The 22,618-nt window shown below is 38.5% G+C and carries 17 protein-coding genes and 2 pseudogenes; 10 read left to right on the top strand and 9 right to left on the bottom strand.

Features of this window, described 5'->3' with window-relative positions; all coding sequences use genetic code 11:
• Window positions 1-69 precede the first annotated feature (69 nt).
• Window positions 70-453 carry a DUF3192 domain-containing protein gene (locus QMA12_RS08070; RefSeq protein WP_087533529.1) on the top strand — a complete coding sequence of 128 codons (384 nt, stop codon included), beginning with the start codon at window positions 70-72 and terminating at the stop codon, window positions 451-453.
• Window positions 454-459: 6 nt separating this feature from the next.
• On the opposite strand, the gene QMA12_RS08065 is transcribed toward QMA12_RS08070, so the two are convergent.
• From QMA12_RS08065 to QMA12_RS08055, 3 genes and pseudogenes are all read right to left on the bottom strand, one after another.
• Window positions 460-1,377, bottom strand: coding sequence for a diguanylate cyclase (locus QMA12_RS08065; RefSeq protein WP_290209168.1), 918 nt, complete (start codon window positions 1,375-1,377; stop codon window positions 460-462).
• Complete coding sequence (locus QMA12_RS08060) at window positions 1,343-5,146, bottom strand: ATP-binding protein (RefSeq protein ID WP_290209167.1); 3,804 nt, start codon at window positions 5,144-5,146, stop codon at window positions 1,343-1,345. The genes QMA12_RS08065 and QMA12_RS08060 overlap by 35 nt, the downstream gene beginning before the upstream one ends.
• Window positions 5,147-5,212: 66 nt before the next feature.
• Window positions 5,213-5,752: pseudogene (locus tag QMA12_RS08055) on the bottom strand (PhoH family protein); the annotation flags it as partial.
• 110 nt (window positions 5,753-5,862) lie between these two features.
• Here QMA12_RS08055 and QMA12_RS08050 point away from each other — a divergent pair.
• From QMA12_RS08050 to QMA12_RS08010, 9 genes are read left to right on the top strand one after another with little or no spacing between them, the layout of a single operon-like run.
• Window positions 5,863-9,135: a hypothetical protein gene (locus QMA12_RS08050; protein ID WP_290209166.1), complete on the top strand. Its 3,273-nt coding sequence runs from the start codon at window positions 5,863-5,865 to the stop codon at window positions 9,133-9,135.
• Window positions 9,125-11,494: a hypothetical protein gene (locus QMA12_RS08045; RefSeq protein ID WP_290209165.1), complete on the top strand. Its 2,370-nt coding sequence runs from the start codon at window positions 9,125-9,127 to the stop codon at window positions 11,492-11,494. The genes QMA12_RS08050 and QMA12_RS08045 overlap by 11 nt, the downstream gene beginning before the upstream one ends.
• Window positions 11,487-12,191 carry a hypothetical protein gene (locus QMA12_RS08040; RefSeq protein WP_138522063.1) on the top strand — a complete coding sequence of 235 codons (705 nt, stop codon included), beginning with the start codon at window positions 11,487-11,489 and terminating at the stop codon, window positions 12,189-12,191. Before QMA12_RS08045 ends, QMA12_RS08040 begins: the two co-directional genes overlap by 8 nt.
• Window positions 12,192-12,194: 3 nt before the next feature.
• Window positions 12,195-12,638 (top strand): hypothetical protein, encoded by a 444-nt coding sequence (locus QMA12_RS08035; RefSeq protein WP_209319008.1) that lies wholly within the window; start codon window positions 12,195-12,197, stop codon window positions 12,636-12,638.
• A complete protein-coding gene (locus QMA12_RS08030) occupies window positions 12,638-14,869 on the top strand; it encodes an AAA family ATPase (RefSeq protein ID WP_138522059.1) in 2,232 nt (743 codons plus the stop codon). The genes QMA12_RS08035 and QMA12_RS08030 overlap by 1 nt, the downstream gene beginning before the upstream one ends.
• Window positions 14,862-16,202: a hypothetical protein gene (locus QMA12_RS08025; RefSeq protein ID WP_196857394.1), complete on the top strand. Its 1,341-nt coding sequence runs from the start codon at window positions 14,862-14,864 to the stop codon at window positions 16,200-16,202. Before QMA12_RS08030 ends, QMA12_RS08025 begins: the two co-directional genes overlap by 8 nt.
• 52 nt (window positions 16,203-16,254) lie before the next feature.
• Window positions 16,255-16,632 (top strand): MerR family transcriptional regulator, encoded by a 378-nt coding sequence (locus QMA12_RS08020; protein WP_138522057.1) that lies wholly within the window; start codon window positions 16,255-16,257, stop codon window positions 16,630-16,632.
• A gap of 60 nt (window positions 16,633-16,692) precedes the next feature.
• Window positions 16,693-17,082, top strand: a complete 390-nt coding sequence (merC, locus tag QMA12_RS08015; RefSeq protein WP_100912784.1) for an organomercurial transporter MerC — start codon at window positions 16,693-16,695, stop codon at window positions 17,080-17,082.
• Window positions 17,070-17,288 carry a GDCCVxC domain-containing (seleno)protein gene (locus QMA12_RS08010; RefSeq protein ID WP_062566147.1) on the top strand — a complete coding sequence of 73 codons (219 nt, stop codon included), beginning with the start codon at window positions 17,070-17,072 and terminating at the stop codon, window positions 17,286-17,288. The genes merC and QMA12_RS08010 overlap by 13 nt, the downstream gene beginning before the upstream one ends.
• Window position 17,289: 1 nt before the next feature.
• Here QMA12_RS08010 and QMA12_RS08005 read toward each other — a convergent pair.
• From QMA12_RS08005 to QMA12_RS07980, 6 genes and pseudogenes are all read right to left on the bottom strand, one after another.
• Window positions 17,290-17,851, bottom strand: a pseudogene (locus tag QMA12_RS08005) (manganese efflux pump MntP family protein).
• Between the two features lie 51 nt (window positions 17,852-17,902).
• Window positions 17,903-18,634, bottom strand: a complete 732-nt coding sequence (qatD, locus tag QMA12_RS08000; protein ID WP_290209164.1) for a Qat anti-phage system TatD family nuclease QatD — start codon at window positions 18,632-18,634, stop codon at window positions 17,903-17,905.
• Complete coding sequence (qatC, locus tag QMA12_RS07995; protein WP_130244327.1) at window positions 18,631-19,965, bottom strand: Qat anti-phage system QueC-like protein QatC; 1,335 nt, start codon at window positions 19,963-19,965, stop codon at window positions 18,631-18,633. Before qatC ends, qatD begins: the two co-directional genes overlap by 4 nt.
• Entirely contained in the window at window positions 19,958-20,440 is a 483-nt protein-coding gene (locus QMA12_RS07990) for a hypothetical protein (protein WP_290295262.1), read from the bottom strand. Before QMA12_RS07990 ends, qatC begins: the two co-directional genes overlap by 8 nt.
• Window positions 20,441-20,650: 210 nt before the next feature.
• Complete coding sequence (locus QMA12_RS07985; RefSeq protein WP_290209162.1) at window positions 20,651-20,845, bottom strand: hypothetical protein; 195 nt, start codon at window positions 20,843-20,845, stop codon at window positions 20,651-20,653.
• 1 nt (window position 20,846) lies between these two features.
• On the bottom strand, window positions 20,847-22,607 hold the full coding sequence (locus tag QMA12_RS07980; protein WP_290209161.1) for a P-loop NTPase fold protein: 1,761 nt from the start codon (window positions 22,605-22,607) through the stop codon (window positions 20,847-20,849).
• Window positions 22,608-22,618: the final 11 nt, after the last annotated feature.

Raw genomic sequence — 22,618 nt, 5'->3', positions numbered from 1 at the left:
AAGCTGGCCAACTATTTGCTATTACTAAGCTAATAATTTCACAATTCATTAGAACTTAGGAATAATAAAATGAAAAATTTGATGTTGATTGCAGCACTTAGCGCGCCCCTCCTTACTGGTTGTGTCATAGCTGTATCAGATGGTGAAGCACAAACCCATTGGGCTGGTGACTCATCAACGAGTTGGCAAAAACAACACAAAAACAATCGCGAAACGATTGCTAATTTAGCGTTAGATACCCATTATCAAGTTGTATTAAATCGCTTGCAGACGCCTAACTTTACTGAGTTACTAAAAAAAGATGGTAATGTATACCAAGTCATATTTTACGCGACTCACAGTATTCACTCTGATGGAAAAATGACTAAAGATGAATGTACACCCTTAGTATTTGAAAATGATAAGCTAATTGGTATCGGTGATACCATCTATCTATCACTCAGAGGTCAGTAAAGCCCATTATCTTGACGCAGACACTGTACGGGCGACGATTTGATCTCGCCCTGAATCTTTCGCTTGATATAGCCCCAAATCAGCCTCTTCAAGTAACACTTGCTCAGCGTAAACTTGCCCTGTCTCAGTCGTTGCAATACCTAAGCTTATCGTTACATGCTCCGCATTCAGCGATGCTTTATGAGGAATATTTAGCGAATTTACCGCATCACGTAACTTATTGGCAAACGCCAATGCTTCTTGCTTGCCCATACCCGGTAATACCGCAGCAAATTCTTCTCCGCCATAACGGGCTACAAAATCACACCCACGCTGACATTCCCCTACTAATGCATGAGCAACGCGCTTTAAACAGTCATCTCCCGCTCTATGCCCGTAGCAATCGTTGAAGCGCTTGAAGTGGTCAATATCCATAAGAATAACCGACAATGGTGTTGAGCTTCGACGGCTTCGACGCCACTCTCTTGATAAATTTTCGTCAAGATAACGTCTATTTGGGATCTCAGTTAAGCCATCTATCGAAGCAAGCATCTCAAGTAAGTCATTTTTCTGCTTAATTAATAATTGATTACGAACCCTTGCTCGTACAATTACCGTACTAAAAGGTTTCGCTATGTAGTCCATTGCACCTAATTCAAAGCCTTTGGCTTCATCATCATGGCTAGTGTTTGCAGAAATAAAAATAACCGGAATGGTTTGTGTAACAGGGTTTTCTTTGAGCTGTACTAAAACTTCATAACCATTAATGCCTGGCATAACTATATCAAGGATAATTAGATCAACTGTTGTCGTTTTTAAAAATGTTAGCGCTTTTTCACCGCTCTCAACGAGGAAAACTTCATGTTCATCGGCTAACGTTTTTTCAAGTACTAATCGGTTTAATGGATCATCATCTACGATCAGTACTTTCGCTTTCTTCAACATCTGCTGTTCCTTGTATTTGAATAAAAGCAATAACTTGCTCTAATTCAATTATAAGTTGGTTAAAAAGTTGCGGTGCTATATTTTTCGAGCTGCGTATTGCAACCTCAAGCTGTTGTGCAATTAAGGATAGTCTAATAAAACCTAAGTTTCCTGATACGCCTTTTATGCTATGCACTAAACGTTCCACAGTTTCAGGCTGCTGTTCGACTTTTAACTTATCAAGCTGTGTTTTACATAATTCAGCTAATTTATCAACCATTACTAATAGCAAATCATTATCACCTGCAAACTGGGATAATGCAAAGGTTCGATCAAAGAAAGCTGAGGGAAGTATCTCAACCTCACTAATTGCTTGTAATAAAGTGTGTGCAACGATTGGTTTTGTCAGATGTTTATTCATCCCTGCAGCAAACGAGCGTTCTTCATCTTCTTTTTCACAATGAGCAGTAAGCGCAAAAATAGGTAATTGTTGTGAGCTATATTTCTTTCTCAATATCTTAGCGGCTTGCAGGCCATCGACTTCAGGCATTTGTATATCCATTAAAATTAAATCAGGCATAATTTTTTCAATTAAATTAATGCCCTTCAATGCACTGTTCGCTACTAACGCATTAATACCGGCTTGAGCCAGCACGTTGCACATAATATCCAGATTAAGCTGATTATCATCTATTACCAGTACCAATAAGCCACTTAAATCAGTCTTTGCTTGCGTAATAACTTGATTTTGTTGTTGTGTATTACTGGCTTCAACTAATAAACGCTGCGCTAATGCGGACCTGCTAACGTAGCTAATATTCAAATTATTAATGTGCTTATTCAAAGCAGCATTGTTAGTTTTGATAACAAATATTTTTGTTTGGCGCTTATTTAAAATGTCTTTTGTAGTTTTCTCTGACAGTAATAGATCCAAATCACTGTCATTTACAATAAAGTTATTATGGGGTGCTTCATTGAACCATGGGATTATTTGCGCAAGGGTTCTGAATCTAGGCTTTGTCATAACCACACGCATAGTTGGCTCAAGTTGCTTTTGATCAGCTTCTGATGCAATAACAATAGTGTTTCGCCAATCAAAATTATGTTCTTTTTTATCGCTTACTTCGCTAAATGAGATAGTAAAGTAAAACTCGCTCCCCTTATTTTTTCTACTTATCAGCTCTATCTCGGATCCCATTAAATCAAGCTCATACTTGACGATTGCTAGGCCAAGCCCGACCCCCTGATGCTTACGTGTTAACGATTCATCACCTTGAGTAAAGGCATCAAACAAACGTTTTTGATCATTTTTTTCAATACCTATTCCGGTATCAATAATACGAAAAGTAATAGCCTCAGAATCGTTTTCTGCATGTTGCGATTTTTCAATTTTTAGGGTGACACCACCGCACTCTGTAAACTTCACTGCGTTTGTCAGTAAATTACCAATCACTTGCTGTAAGCGTATGAAATCTCCAGCTAGGTAGACTGGAATAGTGGGATCGACTTCAATATTAAACCACAAGCCTTTATGTGGGCATAAACTCAATAACAGACTCTCACAGCTATCAACCAGATCCACTAAACTAAAATCGACTAACTCAAGCTGAACTTGATTACTTTCTATACGAGCAAAATCCAGCATTCGATTAAGCATTGTCAATAAATTTTGGGCAGATTGCTTTGCTTGAGATGCATGAAGCCCCTGCTGTGGCGATAGACCTTGTTGGGCGATCATATCAATCAAGCCCGTTACTGCATTAAGTGGTGTGCGTATTTCGTGACTTAAATTAGCAATAAAGCGGCTTTTCGCTTGTGTTGCTCGTTCAGCATTCTGTTTAGCTTGCGTTAAGGCACTCACATCTTGAATATGAAAAACGTAATAATAAGGAGCTCGTTGTTCATCCCACACTAAGGACACACTCAATTGCCACCAGCAATTTGATTGCTGCTGAGCAAGCGTAAGGTGATACACCTTCTTTTTTTCTGTCAATAGTAATCCAAGTAGAGACTCTATCTCTTGCCATTGTGCTGGCGAAAAAAAAGAACTAAATAATTGTGAGTGTTGATGTTTATCTATTTTAAATAAATGCCTTGCAGCTTTATTTAATTGTAAAATAGTATGTTCTAAAGACAACAATACAACAGCATTGGCAGCATACTCGATGGCGCTACGAAACTTTGACTCTGACGCTTTTAATGCCGTTAAAGCCTCCTGCTGTACGGTAATATCGCGGCCTACTCCCATGGTACCAAGTAAGTGGTTTTGTTCATTATAAAAAGGGGCTATTGACAGGCGAAATAGTTTTTCACCACTTTCTATACGCAACTCCGCTTTTGAGCGGCTTTTTAAAACTTGGCGTTCCAGCTCTATAAGATGACTACTATCATCACTAATATCACACAACTGCAATCCAACTAACTGCCCTTGCTCAACACCAATATATTGCTCGTAAGCACGATTACAGCCTAAAAAAGAGCCATCAATATTTTTAAAATAAATCAAATCAGGAACACTGTTTAGCATAGTATTTAACAGGGCTAAATGTCGCTCTTTTGCTTCGTAACTTCGAGCTAATTCTTTGGTTTTAATTTTAATTTGGTTATCAAGTGCTAAGTTAGACTGTTGCAATGAATTAACTAGTTGCTTATTCTTATTAAAGACTGCTTTTATTCGGCCAAACCAAGGCTGCCAATTAACAGGAACTTGATAATCTAAAGAGTCAGAATAATACTCTTCGCTCTGTTCAAGATACGCCATTAAGTGAGTGATAGGTTTGACAAAAATGCGGCGACTTAGCCAAAAAATGCCGCTAAACATCATAATTAAAAATACGCTCAAAAATATAAATTCAATAAAAGCTTCATAGCGAATAGGAGATACTAACTGCTGCTGAGACTCATAAAAACCGGCATACACAGGTTGACGCTGCGGCGGCTGAAATAGTACCAAGCTATTATCGTTAAACCGCTTCTCTAGCGTTTTATCAGTATTTAATATAGGCCAATATTGATTCAACTGACTGTAGGTTTTAACAGCCTTAGTCGAGCTTGCTATAACTTGCTGGGACTCAGTTATAAAAATATATTCGCCGCTGTCTGATGATATTTTTGCAAGCCAGGCTGACACTAACTGTAAGTCATAAATTAAAATCACATAATCTCGGCTTGTTGCTGAGCGACGTTGTCCTACAGCAAAGTAGTCTTTCCCTTCTAGAGCAACCACAGCACTTGAAGAGAGCATATCACCACGAAAATTGGGCTTAAATTGGTTATCTAGTATTTGCGTAATGAACAAACTGGTGTTTTCATTGCGGCGTTTAACGTAAGCAAAACCTTGTTCATTTACGTAAGCGACTGCTGATAGCGATTTAATTAACGAAAGCGCAGTATTAAAAGCAGGTCCTAATGCAATGACTTGCTGCCATTGAGCAATAGCTTGTGGAGTGGAAGAAAATCGCCCTTGGCCAACTATCTCTCCCCCTTGTTGAGGAATTTTACGATAGTAATAGTCATTAAACTGATTAACATCCTTCAACCATTGTTGGTCAAAGTGATAATACAAAGGTTGTTCGTACTGTGCTAACAGCGTTTTTACTAAGCTTTCAGCAGCCTCCATTCGAAAGCTCAGTTGTGCGGCTAGATTATCAAAATCAGCATGATGCTTGGTAATTGTGCGCTCTAGTTTAATATTATACAGGTGCAAGCAAAGCACAAAAGCGACCAATAAGGGAACTATCAGCGCAACAGCTAAAGAGCGGTAATAATGCTTTAAAGGTAAAAAGTCCAACCTATGTTCCGTTGTATGGCCCAATAATATTTTCTTAGACTATCGAGCCACGGAAATTGACGCAAGCTATAAATTTTCTTCTGCAAAAGAAGCTAATCGGCTGCGCACGACCCCATTTAAGTTAACTGTGGCGCTGCCTTCAAAGTCTTTGAAACGCTCCACAATATAGGTTAAACCCGACGTTACAGGGGTTAAGTAGTTACTGTCTATTTGCGCAAGGTTACCTGAGCAAATAAGTTTGGTACCTTCACCGCAGCGGGTAATGATGGTTTTAAGCTGTGATGCTGTTAAGTTTTGGCTTTCATCGAGAATAACCACAGCATTTTGAATGCTCCGTCCCCGCATAAAGTTGACTGACTTAAACTGCACATTTGCCTTTTCCATAATATAGTTACGGCTTGATACTGGGTTTTCATCCCCTTTATGTAACACCTCTAGAGTATCTGTTATTGCAGCAAGCCACGGCGCCATTTTCTCTTCTTCTGTGCCTGGTAAAAAGCCTATAGATTCGGCTATTTCAGGGGTATTACGAGTCACGATGACTTTATCGTAAATACCTTTTTCAATGATCATTTCAAGAGCGCTGGCAAGCGCGAGTAAGGTCTTAAGGTATTATGAATTAAAAATAGACACACCGACCGACCGATTAGATGCTATTATATATATCCATCCATTAGAAAGTCGATACAATTTTAAGGTATACCTAAGTTAGCCCCATGAAAAACTATAAAAATAAAAGCATCCTCAACATCGACGATACAATTTTCCAAAGCTTAGCCCCAAAAGGCAGCTTTTTACAACATTGTTTAATCAATTCTAAATGGGATGATGAAAACGAAAAAACCTCATCTCTTGCGCATTACAATTTACGATTAGCGATATCAAAGTTACTGCAACTGATAAATGCTAACGAAGAAGAGCACCAAGCATTAATCCATTTATTAGTGAGTAAACCAGAGACTATAACCATCACAGCTCTTATCCAAGGTTACAAGTCAATTGAGCTAGCATTAGTAAACAGCTTTCCTTTAAGCAGAGCCAAAAGCTACAGCACCGCAGTCAGAAATTTTTTCAATTCATTCGGTGCCCCCATAGAAAATGGATTTAATGCGACAGAATTGGCATATGAAACACTCTTATCAACAAATGTAGACTTTAAGAAAAATCCTAACATCGATCTTTTTACCATTGATGTAAAAAATAAGATTAAGTTTACCGTTATTGATCCCGATACATTCCCAAATCTTTTTATTCAGGATTCAGTTCTACACAAGCTCTTAATCAACTTAGAAAATGCTTCAAAGAAAAAGCCTTTTGAGTATTCTGTCATTGCAGGCTTCAAAAAAATATTACGTGAAATTGACCAATGGCCTGAGTATTCTGAAATAAAGATTTTGCTTAACAAACCATTAAACCTATTAACACCAACCGGAATTAACGAGGCATTAATCGATTTTGAGAAAAACTTACATAAGGCGCAGCCAAACAGAAAGTTGAATCAGCTAAGTACACTGTTTAGACAGAAACTATTTGATCATGGACTCACTGCTCCTGAGCTAAATAAAGCGAAAGATCTCTTCAAAACCAACTTCAACAGCTCAGGTCAGTTAAAATTTAAACCACGCTTCATAATACAATGTGAAAACAATGAGCATATTGTAGATTCATTCCAACTACCATCCATCCTGCCGCTGGAAAGTGTAGGCGAGAATTGTTTTAACCAATTCGAAAAAATATCAGAAACCAGCGCTGCCGATAAGGACAGCGTAACTGACCTAATAGAAATATTGATGCTGCTTCAGCAAGGAGGATATAGTGACGCGAGATTACTATTTGCTAAAAAGCCCGAAGACTTGATTACTTATAATGTTTCCAAGGGCTTAATAGATCTAGAGTTATTAATCACCGAACATTTCCCAAATAAGAAGCAAGAAAAGCTGCAACTCATTCGTGACTTTCTGAACCTATGCGATAGTCCAACTCAAAACGGGAGGTTACTAAAAGATTTTGAGATTGATTCAACCATTAATCCAAAAGAAAAAATTAACACTATGGCTTTTAAAGGTTATTCCAAAGCTAACGGTAAAAAGTATGATGTCACCGTAAAGTTTAACCTTACTAAATTAGCGCCATTGTTAAAGCCAAATAGCGTTCTGGTTACAGCATTGAACAACCTACAAACTCACACAGCGAGCACGCCAATGCCTGCCCCATCGTTATCTGATATAGAGCGAATTTTGGGCTATGTCGTAGATACATCATTAGAGTCGGCACAACTCAAGCATATCCTTACCAACCCATTGTCTGAATTAGAGCAGCGAGATTTCAGGTTGGGTTTTGCTCAGCTAGAAGACATCATCGATGAGCAAGATATACAATTAAAGGCACCTAGAAGCCAAGGTCTACGTACATTCTTAAGTAATCATGCTGGTAAAATCAACGGCTTGATTGATATAAAAAACTGTGGTTTTAATTCTCGGTTTAGTGCTTCTGACGAAATGAATGCTCAAAAGCTAATTGAGCCTGTTGATGAAAATGGTGATGTTTTACCCAGCCCTATTCAAAATCAACAACAATCGCTATCAGAGTTAAGAAAAAATGTACAAGCGTACTTTGAAAAGCCAATTAACCAGATACTAAATGCGTGTAAGAAAGAAGTTGAATGCTATAAACAGCTTGTATCTACTTTTAACGATTACACGAAAAAAGACGAAAATGGGGTTTACATCAAAGGTATCCCAGAAGAAGTTCTTGCTTTAGTTAAAAACAATCAAGTTGACGAAGGTAGAGGAATTCTAAAGTCACAAGCGAGTTCCATCCGAAAAGAATTTACAAATGAAGTTGTGATGGGGGCTTACCTTCGACATCAACTATCCATTGGCATATCAGGCTCAACTTACTGCTCTCAAAAATCTGAATTAATTCCAACTTATGTGAAACACTGGTTTCCTAACTCAAGTACAGGTATGAGAGATTTTTTTTGGTCAGGCATATTTTTACCAAAAAACATTCTTCTTGTGTGCTTTATCAGATTAGCTATTAGAACCACTTGGAATAAAGATGTAATAGCTACATTGATTCGTGCAAATTTGCCAGAGCAAATGCCAGAAGGACCTTTTGTACTTGCTGGCTTCAAAGAAAAAGTAGGTAAAGAGACCACGCCAGTTACCATTGAGCCACATGAAAAAGAAATTCGTGAGGTGATCAGCTTTCTTATCCAACATCATGACAACATGGTACATATGGGCTTTAAGCCAGAGAGTATTTGGGATACTCAGGGTTCGACAAAACTAAATTTCCTATCGGCAGCTATTATAGACAGGCTACGTGATCACTATACCCTTCCATATTTCCGGATGGAGTTATTAGCCAAACATCAAATGAACCTTAGAAAAGGTATCGACGGTAGCTTGGTCAATTCACAACGAGAACGGAATCATGCAAGCAGTAGAGTCACTTCTGCTTATCTAACGCACCCTATCGCCGTGATTGAATATGAAGCCAACAATGCTGACTTCCAGCGAAAATTTGAGACAACCGTCCAGTTTAGACATAAAGAAGCATCAATAGAGAAATACGGCTTAGATCGCAACAACATTGACGAAGATTTAATCGTAGCACCAGCAGACCATAAAGAAGAATTGCCAGATTGGTTCATTTTAGCAGACGGCTCATCATGCACAGACATCTTCGCTGCTGTTGATAAATCTAAGCAAGATAGCATTTGTAAAGGTCGAAAATGCCATTCAGGAGAAGGTTGCGAGTTCAATCGCGTTGAACTGGGTGTTGATGAATTTGTACGAACCCTGCGCCATCAGGCTTATTACATAGCTCGTGGTGAAGTGCTGTTGGCAAAGCATGGTAGAGAATATTTTGATGAGTATATTGCACCTGACATGCGATTTACGTTTGGTTTAGTGAAGTATGTAGAGTTATCCAATCCTCTAATGTTCAAAGACGCTAAAGGGAGATTAGAAAATGAACAGTAATCTTAAATATCAATTTTTAGAAGACATAAAGCCCGAAGAGATACTGGAAGAGCATGATGATCTGCTTTTAGAAAATGCAAAACTGTTGCAAGTTACAGATGAAAAACTCGCTATTGAAGGTACTGTTTTACATTATCACGCAAAGATAACTGGCGCGAAAGCCAATGAAACGATATTGCAAAAAGGCTCTATAGATCTACGTGATATATGGGTTCCCGGTGCTGCGGGGTGGCAGCACCCAGTGCCTATTTTGGTTTACCCTGACTATGCCAAGGCACTTGTTGAAATCATCGATATCTATGCAAACAGAGCTAAACATACGCCGACATTTGTAAAAACAGGGGTAATGTCGCAAGTTAACGTTGCAGCGCAATTCATTGAATATATGTGCTTACATGGTCATCTCGTACTAAATGGAGTAAATCAAAAGCAAATCGATAAGATGAAAGTAACGCTCAAAGAAGGCGGTATCCCAGCAACACTGGCCTTGCATGAACGAGTTAATTCATTTGTCGATTTGTTAATCGAGAATGACGAATTAGAGCCATTTTTAATCAAAGACGGTAATACCGAAAACTCTAAAGTAACTAGTATAAGAGTACCTAAGATTGCCCAATGTATCGGGGCAGTCAGTCTTGAAAATCAAGTTCCAACTAGTGTTTACCAAAAGGTAACTGAACACCTAAAATCAAAGGGAATTAAAGTCGGTGCTCGTTTAGCATCCAAAGGAGCATCTGCGCCATCTCAACCAGCGGTTAAATCTTTAAATAATTGGTTTGGTACTTGGAATAGGTTTGCAAAACTAGATAACGAAGATCGGATGCAGTTTATTCCTTTTCCTAACCCCAACCAGCTTTCTAAAAAACTAGGTAAAGTTGCTGGTCGCACAAAAAATTTGGATTTAGAGCATGTAGTTGATCTATTGGGCGGATCGCATCTTTGGGTATATGAATACTCATCAAAAATAATCTCTTTGGTAAATGAGATTACCAACTTAAAAAATCAATATATTGATGAAGGGCTTCGTCCTCGAACACTGACTGAAAGTAGATTTCCAGAATTTTTAGTTAGTTCGAAAAAGGTTAAAGAACTAGAAAAGCTGCTAGACATAGAAATTCACAAATCGAGTTTAACTGCTTCAGATAAAGACTCTGAGGCATTCTCTGTAACTGAAGTAATAACGTTATTGATGACCGCTTGTTATGTCATATTGCAAACTTATAATGCAAGAAGACAAGCAGAAATCCAGCACCCTCTTATTGGTATTACAGAAGAGTTCTTCCGCTGCAAAGATAAAAAATTCAATTGGTATCAGGCATGCTTTTATAACGAAAAAAATGGTGAGCGCCGTTGGTACACAACTAATAACGGTAGCACTAAAGCAATTCAATGTTTAATCAAATTGAAAAAAGCATGGGGAGCTGTTGGTGTTGACGGCTTATTTAATGTGCCTACTTTTCGAATTGATGAACAAGGTAACTTCAAACACTATAAATATCACTTTAATAAGGGGAAAGATTCAAAGATCACTGGCAACGCCTTCTTAAAAATGATGCTAGGGGATGCAGAAGTGGATATGAAAAGCCACCCATTCAGACGTATCTACGCTGTTATTTACCATTATCAGTATAAAAACGCAGACTTACTAGCATTATGTCACCAGCTAGGACATGTAGATCCCGAAGAAACAACTGTTTATGTGACGGAGCCTGCTGCTAGAGAAACGCATGAGCAACTTCATCATAAAACCAAGCTGACTCGAAATGAGAGAGCTGAATCAACCATTGCGATAAAAGAAGAAAATAAGGCTCTAGATAAAATCATTGCTGAAGTTGGTGTTGAAACAACGGCAAAAGACATTCTGGCTTTACTTATGGGCACCGAAGAAATGGCAGGTAAATATACTTCTTATTTGAAAAAGGTTTACCGCGTTTTACAAAAGAGTGTCAGGTTTAACAACTATACCAAAGACAAGTATGGTAAAGACTTTAGCGAATTACCTGACGAAGAAAAAAGTAATGAAATGGCTCAAGTGCTTGATGCTAGGGGTCATAAACACAAGCCTAAACCCCATGCTACTTGCCATAAAAAAGAGGGAGAAGCTAAAAAGCATAAAGCACCTTGTGAACCATCTGTATGTAAGGGTTGTGCATACCAAGAAGTAAAACGAACCCAGCTTAATATCATGAAAGAAGACTTAATCGCACTAAAGGCAGTACAAGCTGATTATTTGACACTCCCCATTGAACGTATGCGAGCTAAGGAACAAAGCGTCAATTTAGAGATTTTAATTGAGAGCCATGAACGCACAATGGAAAGAAGTAAGAGTATTTTCAATGGGGGACAACCTAATGGCTAAGACAAATCAAAACCGAGATCCTCAACAAATTGAGGCTTTTGAGCGCATTGAAAAAAAAATAGAAATACTTGAAAAATGGGCAAACGAAGGTATTCCCTTTGTATTGGTTAATGGTAACAAGCAGGTTGATGACAAAGGAAAATATGTCTTTGAATTCTTCCCTACCAGCCCTACAGGACTTAGAAAGTGGAACGGTAAACAAAACAGTAAGGAGGTTGTTAAGCAATATGATATTCCGCCATATACAACATCTGCAAAGTCTCTGGATGCAATACCAACGAGCTTAAAGCTAAGAATCTATGGCGATAAAAATAAACTAAACATTTGGGAAAGACTGAAGTTTAAGGCGAAGCTTCAAAGCAGCACTAAAGAAAAGAATGCTCTGCAAGAGCTAGAGGAAGAGCTAAAAATATCTGAAGCTAATCATCAGGGATTAGCGTATGAATTAATTGAACTTCGAGTGACAAACAAACACTTGGAAGAAGAAAACAGCACGTTAGAAAACCAGATTGAAAGTGTCCGCTTGTCTATAAAATCACAGCTTGATCTCAAGAAAAAACAACTTAAGCAGTCTGAGCTAAAGAGCAAGCAGCTCAGCATCGAAAATGCAAAGCTGAAAAAGCTTTTAGACGAACATGGTATCGACTACGACAATGCTGACGAGAACACCTCTATTATTGATTTTCCGGGGAAGTAAATCATGGTGAATAAGCGCAGAAAATCTTCTCAGGATATCGGTAAACAGAATGCTAAAAAGATAGCAGATTGGGTAAATACTTCGCCTATTATCCCTTTGTATCAAGGTCGGGTTAACAAGACTCAAATTTTCAAAATGCATAATGTGCCTAAATCAACGCTTGATACGAATGAAGATCTACAAAAGTTATTTGATCCTGATGGCCCAATAGAAAAGCTAGTACGAGAACAAAAAGGACTTGAGATTGAGTTGCCTGAAGATGTTGAAGAAGAAAGTTCAGCAAAAGAAGATTTAGAAAACACAGCTTCCAATAGTGAGCTTGAATTGAAAGTTAAGGCTTTAGAAACACAGCTTAACTCTATTCAATTAGATCTGGCTTCAGAAGAGTTTTTGTTGGCAACAGGGCGATATATTCCAAAGCTTTACTTGGATGATGGTGACGTGTGATGCAAATAAGCAATATATCGTTTCACGAAGATGTTAAGCAATTAACAGGCGTAGTCACTTTAGTTCGGCACCATACACAAGATAAACGTGGTATCTCATCTATTTTTCTATTAAAGGTTGCCCGTGAGAAAATAGTCGTTAAGGCTGAATTCGGCGCGATCACCTCAATCCCACAAACGGGAGAAATCTGGAAAGCTACTGGTGATTATTTCTTTGATAAAGAATATGGCTCACAGTTCATTGTTGATGAGGCTTTAAAGCTGCACCCCAACGCAGAAATTTCAACAGATGTTCTTTGTGATTTTCTTATCTACAACGCTCATTTTGTCGGTATAAATAGCTATTGGACCAAGAAACTTAAGGTCGCTTTTGGTGAAAGTTTATTTGCAGTTTTACAAAGTTACTCAGCTAAAAAGTTATCTAACTGTAAAAAGCTAAAAATCTCACCAGTTATGGCTCAAAATCTTTGTGATGGTTGGGCTAAGGCTGTTGGTGAAAGTGAATTAAATCTATTTTTTGGACGACACAAATTACCAATTGAGTATGTTGAAACGACTCGTCAGCTATTAGGACATGACGCAAGTAGCCTGATAAAAAAGAATCCATATCTGCTCTATCCTATAGCCTCTGTAAATGCTGCAAAGCGGACATGGAAATCACTAGACAAAAAATTAAGAGCTAATTTTGATATCAAATTAAACGATAAGCGCAGAGCTATTTCGTTTATTGAATCAATACTGTATTCGTCATTCAGTAATAACGGTGATATGGCATTGCCTGCTAATGAAGTCAAAGCTGAGCTGAATAAGGCTGGTATTGTATTTGATATAAATGAAATTGAAGAAAGCGCTTTTCAAACGCTTTGCTTCAACGAACAAAATGACACTATACAAATCTTAGGTCATCAGGCGATTGAGAAGGCAATTAACACATTGCTTCACAAGCGTTTATCTATGACAAAGCTGCTATTTGATACAAATTCATTGGCGTTTGACGAAACGTTATCAGTACTAGAAAACAATAATATTGAGCTAAATCCTCTCCAGTTACAGGCATTAGGTAATGCCTTTAATCAGCCTGTTTCTTTTATTGTCGGGGAAGCTGGAACAGGAAAGTCTTTGCTTTCCCAGATCATCATTGATGTATGCCTTAATAATGCTATTAACGTTTGGAAAGTTAATTCAGTTGTTCGTAATGAAGACAATATACTGCCTAATTTAAAGGGAGAATCTATTAATCGCTTCATTTCACAGGCAAAAAAGCGAAACCTAAAAGGCGCATTGTCTGGGGCACTAATACTGATAGAAAATTCAAATTCAGTTGATATATTAACCTTGTATAAACTATTAAAGCTTATACCTCTTAACGCTCACATTTGTTTCATTGGTGACAAGTTTAAATTACCGCCTATAGGTCCGGGATCGTTTTTCAAACAGGCTGTTGAATTAAAAGGTGAAGCCCTAACAGAGTTAATTGAAGTGAACGTTGCCGAGTCCCAGTCTGATATCCAACGGCTGTATAGCTCTTTAATTGGTAGCGCTGCATCATCAGTATTTGATGCTATTCCTGCATTTGACGTGTCAGAAGAGCAAAGCCTAAGTATTTACCATACTGAAGATAAATCTCACGAGATGCTTAGTACCATTACGACCAATATTTGGTTCGAATTGGCTTCAATGTTAAGTGATGTACCTAAGATCATTTGTTCTAGTCCACAATTGTGCGATGACATAAATTCTCAGGTTCAGCGGATTCGTTTTGACCGGAAAAAAGTAGCAAAGCTAGAAAGTGGTGAATCTGTATTCTATACAAGTGAGCCTATTATTTTTGCTAAGCCTAATAAATTTGTCGATGTACCAGTTGGCACATTAGCAGACATTGTAGAAGTTTACGAAAAGCCTGTCGTTGCATATGGACGTGAGTGCTGGATGAAGATAAACATTGGCGGTGATTGTATCGATTTGTCTTTAGATGATATTGAAAGTATTGCGCTTTGTTATGCAATTACGGCGCACAAGGTTCAGGGGAGTCAATTTAGTCATTCCTTGGTCATTTTGGATAATTTCTATTTGATTGATAAATCATGGCTTTACACATGTATAAACGCATCTAAAGAGTCGATGTTATTTATCGGAAATAAGAGTCAATTAGTCAACACGGTTGATGCCACAGAGTTTAGCGCTAAAAGATATTGTGGTGTTCCGCTTGAACTGGAGGTTTCAGATGAGTAACGGTATTACTGAAACAAAGGTACGCTATGATCGTCGAGATCATTATGTTTACCAAGATATAAGCGGAGAGGTTCTTTGGGGACCGACAGATTTTATCATTGAACTAGATAGAGATCCCAAAACTATACGCACTTACCGAAAGGCTATCAGACGATTATTTAAATTCTTAAACTCCGGCAAACATAAACTAAGCTGGCTCGAAATGAATGACTCACGTATGAGGGAATTTAGAGCATTCTGTTTAAATGAAACAACAGCAGATTCACGCTACAGAGGTAATGAAAACGTTGCCAAGCAAACGGTCAACAGTGATTTTCTGATGCCAATCTATAACTTTTATCATTGGGTACAAAAGCAAGGTACATATCACCCAAATATTCTTGGTTTTGATCCGGCCAATAAGTTTTCATATCAGATAACCTCATCATTACTGTTGAAAGAAATCGCCGTATCTAGAAATGAAAAGCCAAACAATAATTCACTTTATCCAGAATTATTCAGAGATTGTGATACCAGAAGCCGAAACAGAAAAGACGCAAGTGAGTATGAATTAGAAGAGCTAAATAATTACATAGTTAATGAATATCAGGGCTATGAGCGAGCGTCATTATTGCTAATTGCGCAGATCATGAATGAAACGGGTAGCCGCCCGATTTCGGTTAGTAGCTATCGTAGGCTTCAATTTTCTAAAGAAATCATCGAAAGAGAGTTCTTCCTCAACAAGCAAGATAGTTTATCAATTGTTCCAAAGCTGGCTAAGCAAGGAAATACTATGCCAGTGAGCTTTAGATTCTCTACAGTGCTCGCTGTCAGGAATTTCATTGAGAATGATTTGGAAGAGTTTCTCACCAACATTGATACTGGTAACTACGATGGTCATTTGTTCTTAGACCCCAACAGCTTTCAACCATTAACCGCTGAGAATATCAGCAAGATCTTCAGTGAAATCACCACAGAACTTGGCTGGCCTAAAGGGAAATCGATTTATTCTTTACGTCATAAATTTGCTGGAGATAGCCTTGATAATCATCTGGACGCCGCAAAAGAGTTAGGGTTCAGCGTTAATGAAACGGCTACTGTACTTCAAATGGAAAGAGAAATGACCCACCGAAGCTCTGGCTCTCTAGATGACTATATTTCGAGCCGAAAAAGAACGATGCAAGAAACTGATTCATTTAAAAAGTCGTTAAAGATTAACGAACTAGAATCAGACAAAACTCGCCTTGAGCTAGAAAGGCAAAAAGCGATAGAAAGCGCAGAGCAAAAAGATGCAGAGAATCAGGCACTGTTATTAGAAATTGAAAAGTTAAAAACGAAGTTACAAACACAATGAAATTAATAGCATTTGTTAGACACATCCAGCACATTATTTAAGGGTTCTGTAAATGAAAACCATAGGTAAACTTGCTAAAGAACTTAACATTAGCGTTGAAACAATCCGTTTCTATGAGCGCCAAGGTCTGATAGAGCAGCCTTTAAAACCAGAATCTGGTTACCGAATGTATGGCGATGCTCTAGCCAATCAACTCAAATTTATTCTGAAAGCTAAAGCATTAGGGTTTACGCTGAAAGAAATTGAATCACTGATGTCACTAAGTAGCAGTTGCGCTGATATAGAATCGATGGGATTGCAAAAACTTAATCTCATCCGTAATAAAATTGCTGATTTACAGCGGTTAGAGAAAGTAATTCAAGATATGACAGATTCTTGCAAGGCCAATCAAGACCCTCAATCCTGCCCGGTAATAAATTCACTTAAATAGCTATTGACCCCGTACTTATGTACGGAGTTTATACTACCTTAAAAATTGAGGTAGATAGTTATGATCAATAAAATTCTAGATAAAGTAGGTTCTGGTGGCGTTTGGCTAGCCGCCCTTAGTTGCACAGCATGTTTTCCTGCGCTCGGCTCATTGGCATCTGCTCTTGGGTTAGGTTTTCTTTCACATTTTGAAGGGATAGCGGTGAACACCTTATTGCCATTATTTGCTTCACTAGCGTTGTTAGTTAATTTCTATAATTGGTATCAACATCGAGAGTCATTAAGAGGCATTTTAAGTGTCATTGGCCCAATTGCAGTATTGCTGACCCTTTATCCTTTATGGCAATACGACTGGAGCACTTACTTATTTTACTTTGGGACCATTTGGATGGTCGTAATGTCTATTTTAGATATTGTTAAGCCCATTAAGGAACCAGTATGCAAGGTATAGAATTAAAATCTAAGATAACTTGCCCTGAATGTGGATTTAGCAAAGTTGAAACCATGCCTACAAACGCTTGCCAATGGTATTACGAATGCGAAAGCTGTAAAGCACTACTTAAACCGTTCAAAGGTGATTGTTGCGTTTACTGCTCTTATGGAACAGTTAAGTGTCCTCCTATTCAAGAAGGCAATGCATGTTGCTCAGGTAAGTAGCCTAGTATTCGGTGGTTCTGTGCCAACCAAGTAATATCTTAAATGCGATTGCGATTAACACTAAACCACCAAATAGTTCAGCTTTAGACTCCAGCCATACGCCACTTCTTTCGCCGATATTCACACCAATCTAGCTAAAGGCAAACGTCGTGACGCCTATTATCAAGCAAGCTACGGCTATATCTACCTCAAGCAATGTGATTGCATAACCTGCCGCCATTGCATCAATACTGGCGGCAATAGCAAGAACAAATAGCACACGATGAGTAACATTAGCAATATCTTCTTCAATTCCTTCAGATTGGGACTCATAAATCATTTTTGCCACCGATAAATAATAGCAAAATAAAAGCTATCCAAGGTGCATAATCTTCAATCCAAGATGATCATCCTTTACCGCTGTAATAGCCTAAAAGAGGTATAAAGCCTTGGAAAAATCCAAAATAAGCAACGGCTTTAATAAAGAGTTTTTCAGCATTTGCTACTTTTTTAGAACCTAAGCCTATGGATACTGCAAACACGTCCATACTGAGTGCTATAGCTAATACAAATACTTCAAACAAATCGATTAAACCTGAATAAAATTGTTATAAGATTACGTGACGTATAATTAGTTACTTGACTGATGTTAAACACCTAAGGTTTGCTGACAGTTGCTCAATTATCGAAGCCTTATTTTTACACCAAATTTCAGCCAGATATTCAGTAACAGTGCCAACACTTGAAGGAAACAGAATATTCCCCGCCACTTTGGCGAAAGGGCCATCAGTTTCGAGTAAAATCCTATCTTGAGGTATCCACGATATTACTTTTTTAGCTCTGGCTGAAGTAAGCATGGCTGGCCCAATAGAAAAGAAACAGCCTAGCTCGACGGCTTCTAGAACTTGCTTCTTAGTACCTAAAAACCAATGAAGAATAGAAGTACCAGCATTGGGGTATAACTTAAGTTGTTCAAGTACTTCACCTGTCGCATTAAGACTATGGATAGTTAGTATTTTGTTATCAAAGTCTTCACATTTTTTCAAAATATGCGTGAAAACCTCTAATTGATCATCAAAGTAATCAGCATAACCTTTTGAGCCATCCAGCCCAATTTCTCCAATATATCTAGTTCTATCAACTAGCTTATCGAATAGAGGTAGTTCATTTTTCCTTAAATGAGCAAGTTGAGGGTGAAGCCCCAAAGCCGTTTTACAGTGTTTTATGCCACTTTTTAACTGAACAGTACCTTCAAAAGCTGAAGGCACCGTAGTTACTGATAGCACGTAATAATTACTGCTTTTTATGTCGTTCAATACCTCTTTATGATCTGGATATAAATCAACATGGCAATGAAGATCCATCATGATGATTTATCCGCTTGGAGAAATAATTCAACCTCTGCTAATCCTCGCTTAATAGTTGATTCTAGTTTTTCTCGTATATCTTTATCTTGTGGTATTGGTCCTGACTTTCGAAGCCAAGAACGATAATTGTCAGTCTGTTTCAACCGGATAATGGCAGTTTGAACCGCTTGGAGATCATCGCGAGTATCTTTTTCTTTAATAAGACCTCTCAACCGCTTTGTCTTGTATGGCGCATCTTGTGTAAAACCAGCATGAAAAACTGACGCTCTTCGAATAAGGCAAGGTACACAATGCCCACACTGTTTATGCTCTCTGTGCCAATGACTACAAGAAACACTCAGAGGAACTGCTTTTCTAATTGCGTCTTGATCAACACATTCCGCTAACATTTCACCTTTAGTTTTGAATTGATAGGGGTTTACAAATTTGACATGAAACCCAGTGTCTCTAAGCAAAGATTCAAGCCTGCTTAGAAAATTAGGATGAGTAGTTCTAGTACTATGGCTACCAATCCGTCTTCTGGTAAGCGGTGGATTTATAGAAATATAGCCATTCTCAGGGACGACAATAGTTTCAATACTGCTATCGCAATTAGCATTTCTTAAGGCTGATATACCAAGTACCGCCATAGCTAGGAAGTTGAAGCTTCTTCCCCTCATGCTAATGTCAGTTTTACCTTCTAAATGCTTGATAATATGAGGAGACATTGAATAGGACAATTCGCCGAATGGCGGGGATAATAAATGCTTAATATCTTCCTGTTTTGCGCCATCACCACGATAAGCGTGACTAACCAAAAGCGGTTTTAAGGCTGACTCTCCGTTTAAAATGTCAATTGCACCAACTGCGCTGTCAAGACCTCCTGAAAAAAGGCAGACTGAGTTGAGTCCAATTAATGATTTTGCTTTTGCTTTCGCTTGCTCACTTGTTTTAGGAGTCGGCATCGGCATAGTTGTTTTTTCAAAAGTAAACTGCCATTGATCGCCCGTTAGAAAGTTGAGCAAAGAACTTAGTTCAGGCTCAACAGTATTCCACATATCCTCATCGGTAACAGGAACATGTAAATGCATTTTTCTAGCCCATGCATTTTCTGCATTATCCCTCAATTCAAATGTATCAGCGGCGGTAACAGCGGTTGCAATTGTTATCAGATCTATTGCATCAGCATCTACATTCAATCCCAAATCACGAACTGTTTGTAGTAGTTGTTTTGACACTAAGCTGTGCTTAGTGATGTCATTTTGATGCGTATGGAACATCTGGACAGGATGACAATCATCAGAAAAATCAGGCAAGTTAGCTGGGTCATGATTAAAATAAAAATTAGTCATCAAAGCTCTCCCACTCATCAACTGTCATGGCAATAGCATCGGCTTGAATTTTAGTAATATTTTCCTTACTGATAGTACTGGGGTTGCCATTAGTTACTTTGTCTAACTGTTCTTGTGTGATCACTTTTATTAATTCCCTTAATTCAACTTCCATTTGATGATGCTTGCTTGCAGGCTCAACGTGAAACCAAGCTCTGCCCATTCCTTCTACAACATCTTGAAATATAAGATCTGTTAAATAACAGCCTATGGCTTCTTGGATAACTTCGTCGGTAAAACTGTTAGGATCAAACTCTTCAGTATCGGGTAATGCTTCTTCTAGTGCGTAATCCAACGCAACTCTTACAGCATCCGAATCGGCATTATGAGGCGCTAAATGGCTAGCAATTTTGTCAATTGCTTGGTCAGTCGATAGCCCAGTTAGATCACCTAATGATAAGCTTTGATTATTAACCGTTACTGTGTCGCCACGCATGACACCAAGCAATCCAGAACCAGCAGTTATGCCGCTTGCTAGTCTCCGGCTAGTACTCTTACCTCCACCAGAGCCTTTTCTAGAGTAACTTTTTAATGAACGCCTTAGATCCGAAGTTGATCCACCTGTTTGAGCGTACTTACCAAATGCTCTTCTTGCACTAGCAAACCTATTTGGAGGCGGTGTTGCTGTTGGTGAACCGCCGATTTCTTATTGAACCTTGTCATTGTCAATATCGTTACTATTGTCATTCTGATCATCTGCTTGACCACTGTCAAAGCCTGTTTGATCATCCCCATCAGTACCTGATGCAGGTTCTATCGTGACGGGGTCTCCTTGCTCTGCCCACGATGGAATTAGCGGACTCTTGTTATTCGGTCCTGTTGACGATGCGGACGTACCCATATTACTTAGTTCCCTCTAGTTCTTTTAAAATTGGATTAAGCCACCTTTGTCGGGGCAAGCTTTTTAAGAATGTAAGAATACTTAAACAACATTTATCATCCTGCTTGGCAAGTAGCACCGCTCCATAAATGCCTGTAGGTCTTTCAGTCCAATCACCAATCAACTTAAAGTTTTCAATCAAACCATCCATGACTGACATGTATTCTTCCTTAGGAGTTGTGGTAATCGCAGTAGAGTTAACGCCACTGACCCTTACCTTTTGCTTCATTAAGTCTTCTACAAGTTTTTGAGCGGCTCCTGACATTACCGCATTAACAGCGCCCATTGGAATGCTTTCTCGACTCAGATACGCCGCTGGAGTCAAATCCACCTCAGTAAACATTGGAGGTAATTTTGACCATTTGTCAATAAAAGCTAGGTCTAGCTTCCACTCTTCAGGTAACTTAATTTCGTCAAATTCAACTTCTGAATTTTCGAGTTCCGCCAATACTTTTGGGAACCCCTTTTCCTTGTCAATTAATTCATAAAGCTTATTGGTAGCCTGAGTGCCTAAGCACCTCTCAAAAATTACCAGCTTAGTGATGGTTTTTTCATCAAGCTGCATACCTCGACGGTGAGCCGTTTTCTTTCTCATCTTCACTTGGTTCAGTAATCGCTTAACTATGCGAGGGTTGCCGTTAATGTTTGTAGATTCAGCTAATAGTGGAGCTAACTGCTCAGCAACTACAAATTTACTTCTGAGTTCTGAATGCTTTTCGATAGCGTGATCTTGAAGTAGCTCATCAATGGTTATTTGTGGTTGTTTCCACGACAGCCTTAATGATTCTTCAAGGGCACATCTTATCGTTTCTAATTGAGCATCGGTAACGCCGTGGTCTTGAGCAGTAAGCATCATTAAATATGCCCTTATCTCCAGAACGCCGGGTCTTGGTACATGCACAGGAATTTGAATAAGCTTGTCTAAATAATCAGTTTGATGTCGTTGAGATGCACCTTTGTGATATTCCGGCACAGCCAAGCGGATCATGTCTTCATCGGCGGCAATAACAAATGCGGTATTTGGTAGAAATAGAAATAATCTGATCGCCTCAAGTGTTGAAATGGCATTAAATGGAGAGCAGCGATCTAAATTATCGACATAGACAATAAGTGGTTTATCAAACTCCTTTAGCAGATCTGAATATGCTTTTCGGAATTCTTTAATTTCTTTAGGAGGTGAGAATGATTTCTTATCTTTGATCAAACCTTTGTTTTTCTTCGCGACATCCTTAGCGCCATCGACAGCACCTTTTACATCATCAACATCCAGTTCACCATCGTCACCACCACTGAATAGTCCCATGATCTTCTGTATACCACCTATAGTTGGTATACCAGCTAATGCTGCACCACCATCCATAAGTAGTCCCATCAGTCTGATCTTATCTATTCGTCCAGCAAACTCTTTTGCTTTTGCACTTAGGTTTTTATCGTCTGCTGCTTTTTTAACTAAAGTAGATGCGATTGTTTCTAATAGCGCAGCTTTAGCATCATCGTACCCTTGGAAAGTCCATGCATCAAAATGTACTTGGATATATTCTTGTTCATCAGTTTCCAAAGATGCTTTGGTAAGTTCAAGAATAGTAGATTTTCCTGCGCCCCAATCACCAAAGACACCGACGCTAATAGGCATTAATTCCTTTTCTGTTATAAGATCTTTTATTGACTCAGCCGTTTCATTAAAATTTAAGAAATCAATTTTTGATTCTTTATCAGACCACATAACATCTCCCT

This window comes from Pseudoalteromonas sp. APC 3893 (genome assembly GCF_030408095.1).
Classification (GTDB): domain Bacteria; phylum Pseudomonadota; class Gammaproteobacteria; order Enterobacterales; family Alteromonadaceae; genus Pseudoalteromonas.
This window is presented reverse-complemented; position numbering and strand designations above follow the sequence as displayed.

Bases quoted from the DNA above. Each gene is read 5' to 3' on its own strand.
- QMA12_RS08070 (WP_087533529.1), top strand. From the start codon at position 70: ATGAAAAATTTGATGTTGATTGCAGCACTTAGCGCGCCCCTCCTTACT.
- QMA12_RS08065 (WP_290209168.1), bottom strand. From the start codon at position 1,377: ATGTTGAAGAAAGCGAAAGTACTGATCGTAGATGATGATCCATTAAAC.
- QMA12_RS08050 (WP_290209166.1), top strand. From the start codon at position 5,863: ATGAAAAACTATAAAAATAAAAGCATCCTCAACATCGACGATACAATT.
- QMA12_RS08045 (WP_290209165.1), top strand. From the start codon at position 9,125: ATGAACAGTAATCTTAAATATCAATTTTTAGAAGACATAAAGCCCGAA.
- QMA12_RS08040 (WP_138522063.1), top strand. From the start codon at position 11,487: ATGGCTAAGACAAATCAAAACCGAGATCCTCAACAAATTGAGGCTTTT.
- QMA12_RS08035 (WP_209319008.1), top strand. From the start codon at position 12,195: ATGGTGAATAAGCGCAGAAAATCTTCTCAGGATATCGGTAAACAGAAT.
- QMA12_RS08030 (WP_138522059.1), top strand. From the start codon at position 12,638: ATGCAAATAAGCAATATATCGTTTCACGAAGATGTTAAGCAATTAACA.
- QMA12_RS08025 (WP_196857394.1), top strand. From the start codon at position 14,862: ATGAGTAACGGTATTACTGAAACAAAGGTACGCTATGATCGTCGAGAT.
- QMA12_RS08020 (WP_138522057.1), top strand. From the start codon at position 16,255: ATGAAAACCATAGGTAAACTTGCTAAAGAACTTAACATTAGCGTTGAA.
- merC (WP_100912784.1), top strand. From the start codon at position 16,693: ATGATCAATAAAATTCTAGATAAAGTAGGTTCTGGTGGCGTTTGGCTA.
- QMA12_RS08010 (WP_062566147.1), top strand. From the start codon at position 17,070: ATGCAAGGTATAGAATTAAAATCTAAGATAACTTGCCCTGAATGTGGA.
- qatD (WP_290209164.1), bottom strand. From the start codon at position 18,634: ATGATGGATCTTCATTGCCATGTTGATTTATATCCAGATCATAAAGAG.
- qatC (WP_130244327.1), bottom strand. From the start codon at position 19,965: ATGACTAATTTTTATTTTAATCATGACCCAGCTAACTTGCCTGATTTT.
- QMA12_RS07990 (WP_290295262.1), bottom strand. From the start codon at position 20,440: ATGCGTGGCGACACAGTAACGGTTAATAATCAAAGCTTATCATTAGGT.
- QMA12_RS07985 (WP_290209162.1), bottom strand. From the start codon at position 20,845: ATGGGTACGTCCGCATCGTCAACAGGACCGAATAACAAGAGTCCGCTA.
- QMA12_RS07980 (WP_290209161.1), bottom strand. From the start codon at position 22,607: ATGTGGTCTGATAAAGAATCAAAAATTGATTTCTTAAATTTTAATGAA.